General features: G+C 38.8%; 15 protein-coding genes. 4 read left to right on the top strand and 11 right to left on the bottom strand.

The features are described 5' to 3' along the window. Positions 1 to 73 precede the first annotated feature (73 nt). The 10 genes from cyoD to acnA form a co-directional block, all read right to left on the bottom strand. Positions 74 to 922, bottom strand: coding sequence for a cytochrome o ubiquinol oxidase subunit IV (gene cyoD, locus ACFILD_RS06740; RefSeq protein ID WP_375664917.1), 849 nt, complete (start codon positions 920 to 922; stop codon positions 74 to 76). Further along, positions 922 to 1,590 (bottom strand): cytochrome (ubi)quinol oxidase subunit III, encoded by a 669-nt coding sequence (locus ACFILD_RS06735; RefSeq protein WP_375630500.1) that lies wholly within the window; start codon positions 1,588 to 1,590, stop codon positions 922 to 924. Before ACFILD_RS06735 ends, cyoD begins: the two co-directional genes overlap by 1 nt. Then, positions 1,587 to 3,605, bottom strand: a complete 2,019-nt coding sequence (cyoB, locus tag ACFILD_RS06730; RefSeq protein WP_273790278.1) for a cytochrome o ubiquinol oxidase subunit I — start codon at positions 3,603 to 3,605, stop codon at positions 1,587 to 1,589. Before cyoB ends, ACFILD_RS06735 begins: the two co-directional genes overlap by 4 nt. 76 nt (positions 3,606 to 3,681) lie before the next feature. Continuing rightward, a complete protein-coding gene (gene cyoA / locus ACFILD_RS06725; RefSeq protein ID WP_375630504.1) occupies positions 3,682 to 4,653 on the bottom strand; it encodes a ubiquinol oxidase subunit II in 972 nt (323 codons plus the stop codon). Between the two features lie 130 nt (positions 4,654 to 4,783). Continuing rightward, positions 4,784 to 5,236 (bottom strand): type II 3-dehydroquinate dehydratase, encoded by a 453-nt coding sequence (aroQ, locus tag ACFILD_RS06720; protein WP_375630506.1) that lies wholly within the window; start codon positions 5,234 to 5,236, stop codon positions 4,784 to 4,786. A gap of 54 nt (positions 5,237 to 5,290) precedes the next feature. Then, positions 5,291 to 6,421, bottom strand: a complete 1,131-nt coding sequence (recF, locus tag ACFILD_RS06715) for a DNA replication/repair protein RecF (RefSeq protein WP_273790275.1) — start codon at positions 6,419 to 6,421, stop codon at positions 5,291 to 5,293. Between the two features lie 20 nt (positions 6,422 to 6,441). After that, positions 6,442 to 7,563, bottom strand: coding sequence for a DNA polymerase III subunit beta (gene dnaN, locus ACFILD_RS06710; protein WP_273790274.1), 1,122 nt, complete (start codon positions 7,561 to 7,563; stop codon positions 6,442 to 6,444). A 186-nt stretch (positions 7,564 to 7,749) separates the two neighbouring features. Beyond that, the gene (dnaA, locus tag ACFILD_RS06705) at positions 7,750 to 9,321 is read right to left on the bottom strand and encodes a chromosomal replication initiator protein DnaA (RefSeq protein WP_273790273.1); all 1,572 of its coding nucleotides are present in this window, start codon (positions 9,319 to 9,321) and stop codon (positions 7,750 to 7,752) included. A gap of 698 nt (positions 9,322 to 10,019) precedes the next feature. Then, complete coding sequence (rpsT, locus tag ACFILD_RS06700; protein ID WP_273790272.1) at positions 10,020 to 10,286, bottom strand: 30S ribosomal protein S20; 267 nt, start codon at positions 10,284 to 10,286, stop codon at positions 10,020 to 10,022. 238 nt (positions 10,287 to 10,524) lie between these two features. Beyond that, positions 10,525 to 13,212 (bottom strand): aconitate hydratase AcnA, encoded by a 2,688-nt coding sequence (gene acnA, locus ACFILD_RS06695; protein ID WP_375664916.1) that lies wholly within the window; start codon positions 13,210 to 13,212, stop codon positions 10,525 to 10,527. 297 nt (positions 13,213 to 13,509) lie between these two features. Here acnA and ccmA point away from each other — a divergent pair, with 297 nt between their 5' ends. The 4 genes from ccmA to ACFILD_RS06675 all read left to right on the top strand — a co-directional run bounded on the left by ccmA (position 13,510) and on the right by ACFILD_RS06675 (position 16,430). Next, positions 13,510 to 14,121, top strand: a complete 612-nt coding sequence (gene ccmA / locus ACFILD_RS06690) for a heme ABC exporter ATP-binding protein CcmA (RefSeq protein WP_273790270.1) — start codon at positions 13,510 to 13,512, stop codon at positions 14,119 to 14,121. 11 nt (positions 14,122 to 14,132) lie between these two features. Then, positions 14,133 to 14,798, top strand: a complete 666-nt coding sequence (ccmB, locus tag ACFILD_RS06685) for a heme exporter protein CcmB (RefSeq protein ID WP_273790269.1) — start codon at positions 14,133 to 14,135, stop codon at positions 14,796 to 14,798. A 46-nt stretch (positions 14,799 to 14,844) separates the two neighbouring features. Continuing rightward, positions 14,845 to 15,624 (top strand): heme ABC transporter permease, encoded by a 780-nt coding sequence (locus tag ACFILD_RS06680; RefSeq protein ID WP_375630513.1) that lies wholly within the window; start codon positions 14,845 to 14,847, stop codon positions 15,622 to 15,624. Between the two features lie 191 nt (positions 15,625 to 15,815). Beyond that, the gene (locus tag ACFILD_RS06675; RefSeq protein WP_375630725.1) at positions 15,816 to 16,430 is read left to right on the top strand and encodes a DsbE family thiol:disulfide interchange protein; all 615 of its coding nucleotides are present in this window, start codon (positions 15,816 to 15,818) and stop codon (positions 16,428 to 16,430) included. An 847-nt stretch (positions 16,431 to 17,277) separates the two neighbouring features. Here the strand turns inward: ACFILD_RS06675 and ACFILD_RS06670 are convergent. Then, positions 17,278 to 18,279: an Hsp33 family molecular chaperone gene (locus tag ACFILD_RS06670; RefSeq protein ID WP_375630515.1), complete on the bottom strand. Its 1,002-nt coding sequence runs from the start codon at positions 18,277 to 18,279 to the stop codon at positions 17,278 to 17,280. Between the last annotated feature and the right edge of the window lies 1 nt (position 18,280).

The raw sequence follows: 18,280 nt of genomic DNA, 5'->3' as shown, positions 1-18,280 counted from the left end.
CCTTCTTTATATCCTACGAATTTCTTCTACGAGCTGATACATGCCGCATCAGCTCCATAGATATTTCTAACAACTACTCCACAGGAAACTGTGTATTTGGATCTTGATCCATGGGTATTTCTGAACCAGGCGCTTGATCTACAGGAGTTTGCGTACTTAGACCCTGCCCCATGGGTATTTCTGAACCAGGTGCTTGATCTACAGGAGTGTGCGTACTTAGACCCTGCCCCATGGGTATTTCTGAACCAGGTGCTTGATCTACAGGAGTGTGCGTACTTAGACCCTGCCCCATGGGTATTTCTGAACCAGGTGCTTGATCTACAGGAGTGTGCGTACTTAGACCCTGCCCCATGGGTATTTCTGAACCAGCTGCTTGATCTACAGGAGTTTGCGTACTTAGACCCTGCCCCATGGGCATTTCTGAACTAGCTTCTTGATCTACAGGAGTTTGCGTACTTAGATCCTGCCCAATGGGCATTTCTGAACCCTGTATCTTTTCTGGCTGTTTTCTTACGGATATATCTTTGCTTGATAACTGCTCAGACACTGAAGAATCATCTCTACTTGATATTTCCGGTTCAATAACACGTCCTGAACCACCCATCATATTATAATTTAAATGAGAAATAGCCCACCAAGTTCCCCCAATAATAACAAAAACGCAAATAGCAGCAAACCATAACGCGCTTAAATTCCACTTGGCGTCTGGACCAGAATTCAAGTGCAAAAAGAAAACAATTTGTACTATAATCTGAATAATCGCCATCCCAATAAGATACGCAACCTTTGTACTAACTGCCCAACTTTCCATCATTCCATACATCACAGGAACAAAAGAACCCAAAGTGAAAAATACAGCCAGAATAAAACCAACCAAATAGGAACCAGTACTGGGACCATGTGTTTCATTTTGCACGCTCATCACAACGCTCCTAATAGATAAACCATGGTGAAAACACCAATCCATACAATATCAAGTAAATGCCAAAAAATGGAAAGGCATGCTAAACGTGTTTTATTGTTCTGATCCAAACCATTACGACGAAGATGAAAAAACATCACAACCATCCAAAGAAGACCAACACTTACATGAAGTCCATGGGTGCCAACCAAAGCAAAAAATGCTGACCAATAAGCAGAGAGAATTTCCCGTCCAAAAAGCTGTAAACCTGTTGCAGGATCAATACCCGCATAAGCATTTGGATCGAAATAAAAAACCTCACTCAAAAGTTCATGAAATTCGTAAAGTTCCATACCAATGAAGCAACACCCCAATACAAAGGTAATAGCCATCCATAAACGCACACCACTGATGTTATTTTTATGTGCTTGTACCATTGCAAAGCCATAAGTGACGGATGAAAACAACAAGAAAGCAGTCTCAACCAAAACAAACTTTAAATCTATAAACTCATTGCCCGCTTTACCACCGCCATAAGAAGCAGAAAATACAGCAAAACTTGAAAACAATGTCGAAAACAGGATTAAGTCTGAAAGAATATAGACCCAAAAACCAAACGTCATTACCGAGCTACTATCGTGGTGAAGTTCATCTATAGTACTCGCGTTATTCATTGTTACAGCACTCATACTGTCACTCCTTGTTCTTTAAGAACAGCCGTAAAGGCATCTTCAGTTTTTTGCACTTCTTCAGCTGGAATATAATAACCATGATGATCACCTGTTAATGAATGACACACAAGCGTTGCAATAAAACCAACCAGTCCAACCGCAACAAGCCACCAAATATGCCAAACAAGTGCAAAACCAACAACTAATGAGAAGAATCCCGCAATAATTCCAGCAGATGTATTTGATGGCATATGAATTTTTGTAAATCCACTTGTCGGCCGTTGATAACCACTTTTCTTCATATTCCAATAAGCGTCATCAGACTGTATCTTTGGAAGGAGGGCAAAATTATAGGAAGGAGGCGGTGAAGAGGTAAACCATTCAAGTGTACGTGCATCACCCCAAGAATCATTTAATGTTACCGGTAAGTGACCTTTATGCTTAATACCGTACCAAATCGCCAAAACAACCTGTAACACAAAACAAAGAATACCAAGTAAGATAATACAAGCACCTAATGCAGCAATAATAAACATCGGCTGCCAACTAGGTTCCATGTAATGCTGAAGACGACGCGTCGCCCCCATTAAACCAAGCGCATAAACGGGGAAAAAGGCAAGGTAAAAACCAATAAACCAACACCAAAAAGATGCAATACCTAGTATGCGATTTGGTTTATAACCAAAAACTTTTGGAAACCAAAATGCAATCCCCGCTAAGTACGCAAAAACTACACCTCCAATAATTGTATGATGGAAATGTGCTATCAAAAAGAGCGAATTATGAAACTGCCAATCAGCAGGAACAATAGATAATAAAACACCGGTTAATCCACCGCCAACAAATGTAAAGATCATGCCCATGCACCAAAGCATTGGAGGCTCAAAGCGAATTCGACCTTTATACATCGTAAGCAGCCAATTAAAGACTTTTACACCTGTTGGAACTGCGATGATCATTGTCGCAATACCAAAGAAAGTATTTACAGCTTCACCGCCACCCATTGTGAAAAAATGATGTCCCCAAACAAGAAGCGAAAGAATCAAAATAACCAACATGGCCCATACCATCGAAGTATAACCAAAGAGGCGCTTTGAAGAAAAAGTTGACACAACCTCAGAAACAATTCCAAAAGCAGGAACAACCAAAACATAAACCTCAGGATGACCAAAAACCCAAACATAGTTAATCCATACCATCGGATTTCCGCCACCAACATTAGAAAAGAAATTCATGCCCAAATAACGATCGCATGCCAAGAGTGCAAATGCTACAGCCAAGACAGGGTAAATAACTAAAATAAGAACATTGCTGACAAAAGCACTCCAACAGAAAATAGGCATTCTCATCATTGTCATTCCAGGAGCACGCATTTTAATCATCGTTGCAATAAAATTTACTGATCCCATTGTTGTTGCAATACCAGAAAGCTGAAGTGACCATAAATAATAATCTACCCCTGTATCTGGACTCGTTTGCAATTCTGTAAAAGGTGGGTACATCAGCCAACCACCACGACCAAAATTACCAACACCTAGGGATATGTTAATTAATATTGCCCCCGCAGCCGTAATCCAAAAACCTAGATTATTTGCAAAGGGAAAAGCAACATCACGCGCACCAATTTGAAGCGGTATAAGATAATTAAAAAGACCAAATAAAATAGGCGTGGCCATGAAAAAAATCATGATCGTACCATGCGCCGAAAAAATTTGATCAAAATGCTCAGGGGGCAAATAACCCGCTGTTTCACTCCCAAGAGCTAAAGCTTGATGCGTTCGCATCATAAGTGCGTCCGCAAAACCGCGAACAAGCATAATAATTCCAAGAACGATGTACATAATACCTATGCGTTTATGGTCAACCGTTGTAATCCAATTTCGCCATAGAATCCCCCACCACCCAAGTGCTGTTAAAGCAATAACAGCAATTAAACCAACCAAAACAATCGCAATACATGTATACAAAACGATCGGTTCATGTGCAAGCGCATGAAAAGCACCTGCCGTAGGATCTGTAAGTCTTCCAAACATTTCTCAACCCATTTCAAATGAAATTCAAGTTTAAAAGAAACCTTTGTTAAAAGGGCTCTTTACTTTATTGACTCTGTTAAATAACATCAGGATCAAATACTGAACATAGTGCACCCCACAGCGTCTGAGCAGCAGCACGTTTCATTAAATCTTCATTACATACCGTCTTTTCATCGACACATCGATTAACAACACGATAGTAAAGCCGCTTCTCAACAGGTGCAAAATAACGAACTTCAGCATCTTTTTCCTTCGCAGCAATATCACCCATACGAGGCGCAATAGAAAGTTGACGATAAGATGCACGATCAAGTACTCGACCATTAGCCCGAGCTTTTACAATCCAATCCTCAAAATCCTGCAAAGACACAGAATGCCACTTAAACCGCATACTCGAAAAACCATCACCACTGTAATTTGCTGAGGCTCCTTTGAATACTCCTTGCTCTTCAGCGACCAAATGCAACTTAGCATTCATCTGCGGCATAGCGTAAAGAACTGTACCCAATTTGGGAACCCAAAAAGCATTGACAGAATTCTCTGACGTTAATTGCAATAAAACTTGACGTCCTTCAGGCGCATAAATCTCATTAATCGATGCAACACCATATTCAGGATAAATAAAAAGCCATTTCCAATCAAGAGCAACAGCATCAATCTGTAATGGCTTTCCTTCACCCACAACTTCCACTGGAAGAGGATTTGTAGGTTCAAGCTTATAGGTATAATAAGCTGTTAATGAACCTAAAACCATTACAATTAAAACTGGAATACCCCACATCAATGCTTCAATTTTATTTGAATGCGCCCAATCAGGAGAATAGTCCGCTTTCATATTCGATGCACGATATTTTATAGCTAAAAATACCACACTCACCATAACTGGGATGACAATACAAAGCATCACCACCACACAAACAACGATCAAAATGAGCTGTTGACGTGCAACATAACCTGATGGCTGTATAACATCAATTTTACAACCAGACAAAAGCAGTGCTCCCCCTAAAATCACAAGCATTTCTAATTGTCTAACAAAGCTTTTCACCTTTATTTACCCCCGTCATACGCACTAAAAATTGTCATAAATATATACCTCACATTGTACAGATTTGAAAATAATTATCAAGAGAATTCAATGCCTATATTACTCTTATTAAACGCCTACTCTTTATCTATCACAATTTAATTGTTTTGCTTAATTGTTTTGCAATATACTCAAGTGCAAACCAATATCCATCACCTCCACACCCAGTTATGACAGCGTCTACACCTGCAGATGTATAAGAATGGTGACGAAAAGCTTCACGCTGATAAATATGAGATAAATGAACTTCTACTTTCGGCCCTGAAAACATTTTTAGGGCATCAAGAAGTGCAACAGATGTATGACTGTAAGCCGCTGGATTAATGATCAATCCAGAACTTGCCTCTATTGCTTCTTGTATCCATGCTACTAATTGCCCTTCACAGTTACTTTGATAAAAATTTATTATAATATCATTTTTTTTTGCCCATTCTCTGCATCTTTTTTCAATATCTTCTAGAGTTTCAGTTCCATAAATTTCTGGCTCACGTTGACCTAGAAAATTTAAATTAGGACCATTTAAAATTGTTATTATCTCTGACATAGCAAGCCTTTTCTTTCAGACCTATCACTTATTAAAAAAATATTTAGCATGTTTTTATGGCAATAAAGCTCCATCCTTAATCTCAAAGAATTCTGCGCGTCCTTTTAAGTCATCGAATAAAAGACGATCTGTTCCTGTCATAAATGTTTGTACAGCTAAATCATCAAGAATATCAAATAGAGCAGCACGTCGATGCGAATCAAGATGAGCAGCCATTTCATCAAGAAGAAGAATGGGAGATCTTTCCGATATCATACCTGTTAGACGTGCATGACACAAAACTAAACCTGTCAGCAGCGCTTTTTGTTCACCTGTTGAACAAGATGTTGCTGCTCTATTTTTATCAGCATAAAAAACCTGCAAATCTGCACGATGTGGTCCTTCTAACGTCCGACCAGCAGCACGATCCATTGCGCGATTATGCCGTAATCGATCACAAAATTGTTCTTCAACTTCAGTTGCTGATATTTCACTAAGAGCTGTTTCCAAAAAACCATCAATTTGCAAAAAAGCTCGTGGAAAAGGTATCTGTGATGGCATTTGCGTAAACATGTCATTTAAAAGACGAATAACATCAACACGCGCCGCAGAAATAGCTGTCGCCAGTTCTGCCATCTGCTTTTCTAAAGCATCAAACCAAGCACAATCTTCATTTCCATCTAAAAACAAACGATTACGTGCGCGCATAGCTCTATCATAATCGGCTATGCGGCGCCTATGCAAGGGATCAATCGCCAAAACCATACGATCCAAAAAACTACGGCGCTCAAGTGAAGGACCTGTAAAAAGACCATCCATAGACGGTGTTAGGACACTAATATGACAATAATCTGTTAGGCAATCACTCGACTCATTCACACCATTAATATGGACCTTTCGACTGTTATCGCTAACCTCGAAAGCTGTACCAATCTTTACTTCACCATAAAGAGCGCATTCAAGACGCGCAAATACAACAAATCCTCCACCACCATCTACAAAGCTAACGTCAGAATAAACAGCGCGCCGCAAACCACGGCCAGGAGAAAGAAAAGATAACGCCTCTAAAAGATTCGTCTTACCAGCACCATTATGGCCAGTAAAAACCACATGCTGACCAGAAAAATGAATATTGAAAAAAGAATAATTGCGATAACGTAAAAGCTTCAGCTGCCTCACTGCCACTTTGTGCACATGACTGGCCATACATTGCAAAACAACCGCCCCTAAACGCGAATAGGCATCAGTACATAGAGCACATCCACATCATCATTATCACGAATCAGAGCGGGTGCTCCAGCCTCAGCCAACATAAAAACCATCTCATCGCTTGAAAGCTGCCCAGCAATATCCAAAAGATAACGTGAATTAAACCCTATCTCAAGCGGTTCAGATGCATAAGTTACTGATAATTGATCTTCTGCACTGCCCGAATCTGGGCTATTAACAACAAGCCTTAACTGTCCATGCTCAATCGTTAATTTAACTGCACGCCCCCGATCACTTGAAATCGTTGAAACACGATCAACGGCAGAAGAAAAGTCCTGCCTATTAACAATTAATTCTTTATCATTTCCAAGAGGGATAACACGTTGATAATCTGGAAATGTTCCATCAATTAATTTTGATGTAAAAATCACAGAGCCTATAGAAAAACGAATTTTTGTCTCTGAAAGCTCTATACACACATCACTATCATTTTCTTCTGAAAGAAGTTTTTGCAATTCTCCTACAGCTTTACGGGGAACAATAACACCAGGCATTCCCTCAACTCCCGAAGGAGCTTCCATCTCAACTTGTGCCAAACGATGACCATCAGTTGCAACCAAACGCAATTTCAAAACATCATCATTAATAATATGGAAATAAATACCATTAAGATAATAACGGGTTTCTTCAGTAGAAATAGCAAATTGTGTACAATCAAGTAAATGTTTTAAGCCTGATGCCGATAAAGAAAAACGATAACCAAACTGCCCAGGAAGCGACTCTGGAAAGTCTGACTTCGGAAGACATTGAAGCTGAAAATGTGCACAACCCGAAACCACGGACATTGTACCTGCTTGATTCTCATCGACGGATAATACAACTTCATTGCTATCAGGAAGTTTTCGAATGATATCATAAAGCAAATGTGCTGGAACAGTTGTTGCTCCAGCTTGTTTAACATTAACTGCAAAAGATTCCATAACCTCTAAATCAAGGTCTGTTGCTTTTAACTGTACACGGCCATTTTCTGCATCAATCAACACATTCGATAAAATAGGAACAGTATTACGGCGCTCTACCACACGGTGAACCCGACCAAGAGACTTGAGAAATTGACTGCGATCAACTGTAATACGCATAAAAGCCCCGTATGATTTACTAAAAACTATAAGAATTCTTTAGACTTAAAGAATAGACCCTCTTTAAGAATCGCCTGCTAGAGTTTATTAAACCTCTCTTAAAATGGCAAGTCACTCCTGCATAAGAAAAAATAAATCTTTTCATTAAATTCTTTAAAGTCTCTCCAAGGAAAGAAACGATAAACACTATACAGCCTGTTCTCCAATCAACCGCTTAAGCAATTCAAGTTCCTTAGCCAAGGTCTGATCACCACAAACCAAATCTTCAATTTTACGCACAGCGTGTAAAACTGTTGTATGATCACGCCCACCAAAACGGCGCCCAATTTCTGGTAACGAGCGAGGAGTTAATACTTTTGCTAAATACATTGCAACTTGCCGTGGCTTCACAACCGTACGTGTTCGACGATTAGATAACAAGTCCTGTTTAGAAACATTATAATGGCGTGCTACCGTACGCTGAATTTCTTCAATCCGAATACGCTTAGGTTCACCAGGACGTGTCAAGTGACCTAATAACTCATCAATCCGCTCTAAAGATAAATCAGACTCAAAAGATTGACGAAACAAGAGCTGATTAAATGCACCTTCAATATCACGCCCCGACCCTAAAACCGTTTTCGCAATATATTCCAAGATATCATCAGAAATTGATACCATGCCATCATCTTGTTGTGCCACCTTCAACCGCTGGCGCAACATTTGCAAACGCATTTCATAATCTGGTGCTTCAATTTCAAGGGCCACCCCTCCCTGAAGACGAGAGCGAACGCGAAGATCAAGCGATTCTAATTCTGCTGGTGGACGATCTGCAGCGACAACAACCTGTTTTGCACTATCAAGCAACATATTAAGCAAATGGCAAAACTCATGTTGTATCGACTTACCCTGTAAAAACTGCATATCATCAATAATTAAAAGGTCGATATCACGAAGCTGTTCTTTAAAAGAAAGAGCATCATTATCACGAATAGCTGTTGCAAAACGCCACATAAAATATTCAGCAGTTAAATAAATAACGCGCGCAGACGTTAAACGCTTCAATGCAGAAGCAGCAATCGCTTGAAGCAAATGTGTTTTTCCTAAGCCAACAGATGCGTGAATAAAAAGAGGATTAAAACGTAAAGCACTTTTATGCCCCTCCGCAATAGAACGCGCAGCCGCTAAAGCAACACGATTAGAAGCCCCCTCAACAAAACTTTCAAAAGTATAACGAGAATCAAGTGGAGATCCAAAAACTCCCGTTTGAGAACTCTTAACTGAATGCTCTGCGCAACTTTCAACAAAAGATGAAGTCGCCTGCTCCTCTAGTACAACAGAAGGAACACTTCTTTTACAAACGACATCTCTTGAAACGCGTTCCATACCGCGAACAATAACTTCAACACGAAGAATTGCTGAATTCTCTTGTTTCCATAAATGAGTCAAAAGAGAACCATAGTGATTATTAATCCATGAACGTAAAAAAGCAGTAGGAACAGAAAGCTTTACAAGAGTATGACTATATTCAGCAAGCTTCACGCGCCCAAACCAACTGGTATAAGCCTCAACACCAACCTGTACCTTTAATTGCGCCATAACACGTATAAAAGCCGCTGCACTTTCCTCCTCTGAAACAATAGAATGCCCTATAGGAGCACTTCTACAAACATTCTCATCACTCTCCGTCATCCTATTCTTTATTATGTTCTCTGCCGACAGGATATTTACCGAAACCCTTTTAAAGGAACTAGCTTTAGAGTTCAATTTATCCACCATCTTCCATCCTGATAAAAATAAAATTTTGTCCTGCCAAACAGCTAAAATAAATCTAGCGAAGGCAAAACGCCCTACCCCAAATAAGATTACTCACCCTCCCCTAGGATAGCCTCATCACAACCCCACTAACAAAGATGACCAATAAGATTTACTTGCACTCATGATATGACCCACCCTTCTAAAATGGTAAACATATCCATTAAGAAAACTAAAAAACCGTCAGAAAACCTCTCCAACACAAAAGTTTAGAAAAGCCTAAATCAAAACATCTTGTATTCAACAAAGTACAGAATAATACGCTGATGTGACCCCTTCATGCTTTTTAGTCTTCATAAGAACCATACAAAACAGCAGAGGTAAAATGCAAGAGGTCAAAATAAAATCAAAAAACCCAAAAAAAATGCTTATATTAATGAGGACTGAAAAAAATATTGATTCAATTCATTTTTTTTCTCTAAATTTACCAATAATTAAAGAATCTCTTCAGATTTAAAAAAAAATAAAATGCTTGACAAAAAAGACTCTGTAAAAATCCACAAAGCTTGTGGATAACCATACCCCCCTCTATAAACTTTCTCTCCTTTTTCAAGTGGAGAATCATTATCGATTCTTATTTTCAATAGAAACTTTTTGAAAATAAACAAAAAGCCAGCATCCTCATGGATACTGGCTTTTTTCTCAATTAAAGGAGAAAAAGTTTAAACGCTGAGAGCCTTCAACCGTTTAGCTAAACGCGATACTTTCCTCGCAGCAGCATTTTTATGAAAAACCCCTTTAGAAACTGCACGCATAATTTCAGGCTCAAAATTCTTAAATGCAATCTCCGCAGATGCCTTATCGCCACCCGCCAAAGCATCATCAAACTTACGTATAAAAGTACGAACGCGTGAACGGCGGGCCTTATTAACCTGTGTGCGCGCCGCAACCTTGCGCACCGCTTTTCGAGCAGAAGGTGTATTCGCCATAAATATAATCTCTCTTTCAACACCTTGGTAAAATGAGTCTCAATAACAACTCTACCAATATAAATAAATCCAACCCAAGCAAAACTATAAAGCTGCCTATAACTTGTGTGGTTTATAACGCAATCCCAAAGCTAACGTCAATTAGATTTTCAAAGATAGTCATAAAAAAACGAAGCCAAACTCTTTGATCCGCAACTTTATAGCCTAATAATAGATATTCCTTAACAAACAAAAGAATCTAAACAGCTAACTTACGCAAGACATATTGCAAAATTCCACCATGATGCAAATAATCTAGCTCATCTTCAGTATCAACACGGCATAATAATGGAACGGTTTTTACCGTACCATCAGAAAAAGTAATTTTCGCTACAGTCTTTTGACGAGGTTTCAAGTTATGAATCCCTTCAATTGTCACCTTTTCATCTCCCTTTAAGCCTAAAGATTTCCAACTTAGCCCCTCCTCAAAGACAAAAGGGACAATGCCCATACCAACAAGATTAGAACGATGTATCCTTTCAAAAGATTGCACAATCACCGCTTTGACACCAAGAAGATTGGTCCCCTTGGCAGCCCAATCGCGTGATGATCCATTACCATATTCAACACCTGCAAAAACAACGAGCGGAATACCTTCTTGTTTATACGCCATTGCTGCATCGTAAATGGTTTGTTCTACCGCTGACGGATAATGAACCGTATAACCTCCTTCTCGACCATTTTCCCCTAACATAAAATTACGAATGCGAATATTGGCAAAGGTCCCACGCACCATAACTTCATGATTCCCACGACGCGTTCCATACTGGTTAAAATCAGCTACTTTAACACCATGATCCATTAAATATTTTCCGGCAGGAGAAGCTGCTTTAATAGAACCAGCAGGAGAAATATGATCCGTCGTGATTTTATCACCAAATAAACCTAAAATCCGTGCATCTCTAATATCTGGTAAGATATCAGGTGTTTTCTGCATATCATCGAAATAAGGTGGATTGCGTACATAGGTGGATCGCTCATCCCAAGAATAGGTAGAACCCGTAGGAATCTGAACTTTTTGCCAATTTTCATCTCCCTTAAAAACATCTGCATACTTTTCGGCAAAAACCTTACGCGTGACATTTTTTTCGATAAACTCCTGTATTTCTTGAGAAGTTGGCCAAATATCTCTCAAATAAATGGGTTGGCCATTTGAATCTTCACCAAGAGGCTCCTTGGTTAAATCCTTACACACCGTCCCGATGAGCGCATGTGCAACAACTAACGGTGGTGAAGCTAAATAATTCGCTTGCACATCAGGGGAAACACGCCCTTCAAAATTACGATTTCCTGAAAGAACCGCAGATGCAATTATACCATTGTCATTAATCGTTTTGGAAATAGCTGGATGCAAAGGACCAGAATTCCCAATACATGTTGTGCACCCAAATCCTACTAAGTTAAATCCCAGTGCATCTAAATCTTTTTGCAGACCCGAATTTTGAAGGTAAGCTTCAACGACTTGTGAACCAGGTGCAAGAGAAGTTTTTACCCATGGTTTACTCTTGAGCCCCTTTGCCACAGCATTTCGTGCCAAAAGACCCGCTGCAATAAGAACACTTGGATTCGATGTATTCGTACACGACGTAATCGCAGCGATCACCACATCACCGTGACCAAGCGTATATTCTTCACCCTCGACCTGATAACGCTTATCTTGTCCAGAAGTCTTCTTATAGTCTTCGACCAATGCCTTCTCAAAACCCTGCCCAACGTTTTCCAATGCAATACGTCCTTCAGGACGTTTAGGACCAGCCATAGAAGAGACAACAGTTCCCATATCTAATTCAATTGTATCACTAAAAATGGGATGAGCTACCATTTCATCATGCCACATCCCTTGTGCTTTGGTGTAAGCCTCCACTAAGGCAATCCGATTTTCATCACGCCCTGTCATATTGAGATAACGCACTGTCTCCTTATCAATTGGGAAAAAACCACACGTTGCTCCATATTCAGGTGCCATATTTCCAATCGTTGCCCGATCAGCAAGTGTCATATGCTCCAAACCAGGACCAAAAAACTCAACAAATTTACCGACAACACCCTTCCGACGTAGCATTTGAGTCACCGTCAATACGAGATCGGTGGCTGTTACACCTTCCTTAAGTTTACCTGTTAGACGAAAACCAATCACTTCAGGTAACAACATAGAAACAGGTTGGCCTAACATTGCTGCTTCTGCTTCAATACCACCAACACCCCAACCTAAAACCCCTAAACCATTTACCATAGTCGTATGCGAATCAGTTCCCACACAGGTGTCAGGATAAATCGTCTCACACCCCTCTTCATTCTTCATCCATACACATTGTGCTAAATATTCTAGGTTAACCTGATGACAAATCCCTGTTCCTGGAGGAACAACACGAAAATTTTGAAAGGCTTGCTGCCCCCATTTAAGGAAACGATAGCGTTCACCATTGCGTTCATATTCATGCTCGACGTTTTCCTTAAAAGCCATGGAAGTGCCAAAAGCATCAACAATAACTGAGTGATCAATGATGAGATCAACGGGAATGAGAGGATTGATTTTTTCAGCGTTACCACCAAGTTTAACCATAGCATCACGCATTGCAGAAAGATCAACAACTGCTGGAACACCTGTAAAATCCTGCATAAGAACACGCGCAGGACGGTAAGCAATTTCTGCCCCGGCACTCCCTTTGTCGTTTAACCACTTAGCAACATTGAGGATATCCTCTTTTTTAACTGTGCGACCATCTTCAAATCGCAATAAATTTTCGAGAATAACTTTCATCGAAAACGGTAAACGAGAAACACCTTCAAGTCCGTTCTTCTCCGCTTCGATCAAACTATAATAAGTATATTCTTTGCCACCAACATTTAATACTCTGCGACAATTAAAGCTATCAATTTGAGTCATGACTGTCCACCCTCAATACTATAACCACCCAATTTCCAGGAATGAACAACACAAACTACGAGTCAAGGTCGCAGCTTGAGCGCAGACGCAATTACCTCCGCTATCCATTTCCCCTCCACCCTCTCATAGGCAAATGCGGAAATCAGCGCCAGAAACCATTTTACACCAGATATTGATGTAAGGTATCCTTTATAGAACTATTTCTAGAACTATTCTAGGTACAATTGCATAAAAAATGTGTTTTTTATTCTATAATACAATAAAGAATATGAAAATAAAAACAAAATAGGCAATCACATGGTGTTATCAGGCAAAGATTTAGCCGCTTACAGAAACGAAGAAATTCTGTTTAAAGGTCTTTCTTTTTGTTTATTTTCACAGCAACTTATGACAATCACCGGTCCTAATGGTATCGGAAAGTCTACATTACTCCGAATCATTGTCGGTCTTCTTGAAGCTGCTGAAGGTCATATAATACTTAAAGACCATGATCAAATATACCCTGTTGCAACTGCCTGTCATTATCTTGGTCCTCAAAATGCTATGAAACCTCTTTTATCTGTCATTGATAATTTGCAATTTTGGGCAGATTTTTACGGTCAACATTTACGTTTTGCGCATGAAGCTCTTGCCGATATTGGTCTTTCTAACCTTGAACATTTACCCTTTAACGCTCTGTCAACTGGACAACAAAGACGCGTAGCTATTGCTCGCCTTTTGCTCTCCTATCGTCCTCTTTGGATTTTAGATGAACCAATATCTGGGCTTGATAACCATGCTCAAAAACTCCTTGCTCGTATTTTCCAGCGTCATCTCAATCAAGGTGGTATGATTATCGCTGCAACTCATAATTCCATAGGCATTCCAGAAAACCATAAAATCGCTCTGGAAAAATTTTTACCTCTCTAGGAGAGAATAAAATGAAAGCACTGTTCTGGCGTGATCTTAAACTATTATTAGCGCTACAAGCCTCTTCACTAACAGGATTATTGTTTTTTATCGCTGTTGTTGTCATAACCCCCTTTGCCATTGGGCCAGACCCCAAAATCCTTGCACAAATAGGACCAGGTATATTGTGGTTTGGAGCCCTTCTTGCAGGGCTTCTCAATCTGAACAAACTTTTCCAAATCGATCGCGATGATGGTAATCTCGACCAATTTATCCTTTCAGGACAAAGACAAAGTTTTACTCTAATTGTCTTTACCAAATGTTTTGCCCATTGGGTAGGAACAATGCTTCCTCTTATTTTTGCCACACCTATTTTAGCCCTCATGCTCCATTTAGATGTAACAATAACTTTTACAACAATACTCACCCTTTTATGCGGAACACCAGCTATTATTTTTATTGGTGCTATAGGCGCTGCACTCGCAACCTCATTGTTGCACAGTACTTTGCTTATTTTTATCATTATCTTGCCGTGGATCATTCCAATTATGATTTTTGGTGTTTCGGCTGCTACAGCCCCAATAAACCCAAATACCTCTTTTCTTACTTCCCTAGCTCTTCTCAGTGCTTTTTCACTTCTTTTGAGTCTCTTTAGCTCTTTTGTTGCTGCAATAACGCTTAAACTTTTATCAGAATAATAAAAGATGATTGCCGCATAGCAAAACTCTGCCTATTATGAATTTTATGAATGAACTATCTCGTACATATAAAATCAGGTCACTCCCTGCAAGTTTCACCCTTTTCATGAAAATAAGCAGTATCGTCTTACCTTGGTTGGCCGGCATAACATTGTGTTTCCTTATCTTAGGGCTTATGCTGGTGATGCATTCTCCTGATGACTATCAACAAGGCATTACTGTTAAGATTATGTACCTTCATGTTCCCTTTGCGTGGTTGTCTACATTCTGCTATGTAACGATGAGTGCAGCGGCATTAGGAAATCTGATTTGGAAATATCATCTTGCTGACGTGGCACTTAAATGTGGAGCGCCTATTGGGGCAATTTTTACCGCCTTGGCTCTCATGACAGGAGCGCTTTGGGGGCGACCTACATGGGGAACATGGTGGGTCTGGGATGCACGGTTAACATCAGTTTTAATTCTGCTTTTTATCTATCTCTCCATTATCCTGCTTGGGCGTGCTTTTGACAACCAAGTAAAAGCCGCTCGTGCTACTGCAATTCTTACACTTGTTGGATTTGTTAATATCCCTGTTATTAAATTTTCCGTTAATTGGTGGAATACATTGCATCAACCAGCATCATTGTTACGTGCTGGAGGATCAACAATCGACAATGCTATGTTATGGCCCCTTATAACAATGCTCTTTTGTTTTATCTTTATGTTTATTGTGCTTTATTTGATGGCTATGCGAAATGAAATCAATAGTCATTATATCCGAATACTTCAGATTAAAAAATCCCGTCGTGCACAACAACAGGACGCTTCATCATGCTCGACCTAAATGGCATCCACAGCGGACTTTTAGGAAATCTATCTCAGAAAATTGATTTTTTCCTTAGCACCCTTAAACACGAGCAAATTGTTGTTTTAAGCTATGTGCTTTCTGCAATATCCCTCTTATGTCTTATTGGATATATTCTTTGCAAAGCTCTATACCAAAAAAAAATTCTCCAACAACTAAACAAAAAAGAGCTGTCACAAAAAGAAAAGTATAATGAAAAACATCCCTCCAAACTTAAAAAAAATATATCTTTGCCTGTTCTGCTTGTTTTTTTTGGACCATTTGTTCTTTTTCTTCTTCTCATGGTGCTTTTTTTCAACTTTATGGATAAAAAACACCTTCAAGATTCTTCTCTTCTCCCAAACGCATTGGCTGAAAAACCTGCTCCCAATATTCATCTTCCTCTTCTTGATAAAGAAAGTTATCTCAATTCAAAACAGTTTAAAGGACGTGTCACATTGGTCAATTTTTGGGGCTCTTGGTGTCTGCCCTGTCGCGAAGAACATCCTATTCTTATGCAAATTGCACAAGATAAACGTTTTGATCTGATTGGTATTAATTATAAAGATAATAAAACAAACGCTCTGCGTTTTTTAAACAGTTTTGGTAATCCTTTTAAATTTATTGGCTTTGATGTTTCAGGATATACAGCCATTGATTGGGGAATATATGGCCCCCCAGAAACCTTTCTCTTGAATAAAGAGAGCATCATTATTGCCAAACATGTTGGTCCCTTAACGTGGCAAATTTATCAAAAAAAAATTCTACCAAAAATTGAACAAGCGATTATGACAGAAGAAAAATAAAATAATGCAGGTTTGTAAAAACATAACGTTTTATCATGCTATGTATACTATTTTATTTATACGGACCATCATTCTTCTTAGAAAAATTTTACAAGAGCATTACCATTGTTGATTCAAAAACATGTGTAAAGAAATATCTGTTGGGAGCTTTATTTTTGATTACTTGGACAAAAACAATATTGCTGTAGAACCATCGTTAGATTAGTGACAGCAACCAACTATTATTTTCAAAGTCATATAGTATTTTGTCTTCGCATTTTTATCTAAAATGCACATTGTTATGAGGGGACTTCACCACTATTCTCATCTTTTTTATAAAATAACAAACCCGTTCCTTCGCAGCGTCATTGTTACATTTATTCCCATTACACTATCTGTTCGTAATAGACTCTATAAAGTCCATATTGAGTCTATACATTCTTATTCTATCGATAATTTCTCTTATGATTATAACTAATGAGCTTTTTTGACTCTTAATAAGATAAATTCGAGTAAGAAAATATGACTACAATCAAAAAGTCTCATTTAACAGAGAAGATAAGTTATGAATACATAATCAATCTATCAATGAACATTATAAAAGAATTCATTGTAAGAAATAAACTTTTGAGATGTAAAAAGTATAAAAGAAGCTTTTTCGAGAGGAGAAAATATATTTTACAGAGAACTCTTTTTTAAGCACTCTATAACGTGATTACTGATTTCAACAGAAAGATCACTCGTATACATTAAAAAACTCTAAGACAAGAAATATTCTAGAAGTTCATATGAGCTTATGCGTAAACTTTTATAACGCAAATAAAATAGGCTTTTGTTGCAATCATCATTTTTTATGAAAAATATTTGATTATGTTTTTTCTTCTAAAAATTCTTGCGGTGTAAAACAATATGTTTTTGAGCAAAATTCACATGTGACTGAAATATATTTATTTTTAACCATTTTATTGCGTTCATCAATAGAAAAACCTTCTAGGATTCCTTTAATTTTTTCGTGTGAACAAGAACATTGATCGACAAGAGAAAAAGGATTAAAAACTCTAACACCTTGTTCATGAAAAAGGCGGAACAAGAGCTGTTTACTACCGACTTGGGGATCTGTTAATTCTGAACTTTCAATCGTTTCCATGAGTATTTTAGATTCCTGCCATTGGTTATCCAATTGGGTATGGGTTTTCGTTTCTTCTCGCTTTTGATGAGGGGCATCTATTTTATGATGAGACGATTCTTGGGGTAAAAGTTGGATCAAAATACCTCCAGCTCGCCAGCTTTTCTGCGGTTTTCCTTGTTGGTCACGATTAATTAATATAGCAACAGCCAGACGGATATCGGTAGGAATTTGTTCTGACTGATCAAAATAAATACGAGAAGCTTCTTGTAAATTTGATCCATCTAATGCAACTATCCCTTGATAGGGTTGCATATGGGGACCTTGATCAATGGTGAAGGCTAAAGTGCCTTTTCCTAAAAGTGTTTCTGAAGAAGTTTGACCATTGTCTATGGCTTGTTTTAGCTGTTCCTTATCAAAACGAGCGTATCCACGTAAACTGGAAGGAGGCGAAAAATCGCACACCAACATATTAACAGGTCCATCGGAATGGGTTTGTAGAATAAATTTTCCCGTAAGTTTTAGAGAAGTTCCAAGCAGAACCGTTAAAAGTAAAGCTTCTGCTAGAAGATAAGAAACCGGTTCAGGATATTGATGTCTGTTAAGAATAGAATTTAAAGTTTCCCCAAGTTGTACGGCACGTCCACGGATATCAAGTTCTTCAACTTGAAAGGGAATAACACTATCATCTTCACGCAAGAAGTTGTTGTTGAGAGAGGCTTCATCTTTAGCTTGTTCACTCATA

The sequence above is a fragment of the Bartonella sp. CL162QHHD genome (genome assembly GCF_042195435.1).
Taxonomy (GTDB): domain Bacteria; phylum Pseudomonadota; class Alphaproteobacteria; order Rhizobiales; family Rhizobiaceae; genus Bartonella.
The sequence above is the reverse complement of the archived record's forward strand: the minus strand, read 5'-3'. Positions and strand labels throughout refer to the sequence as shown.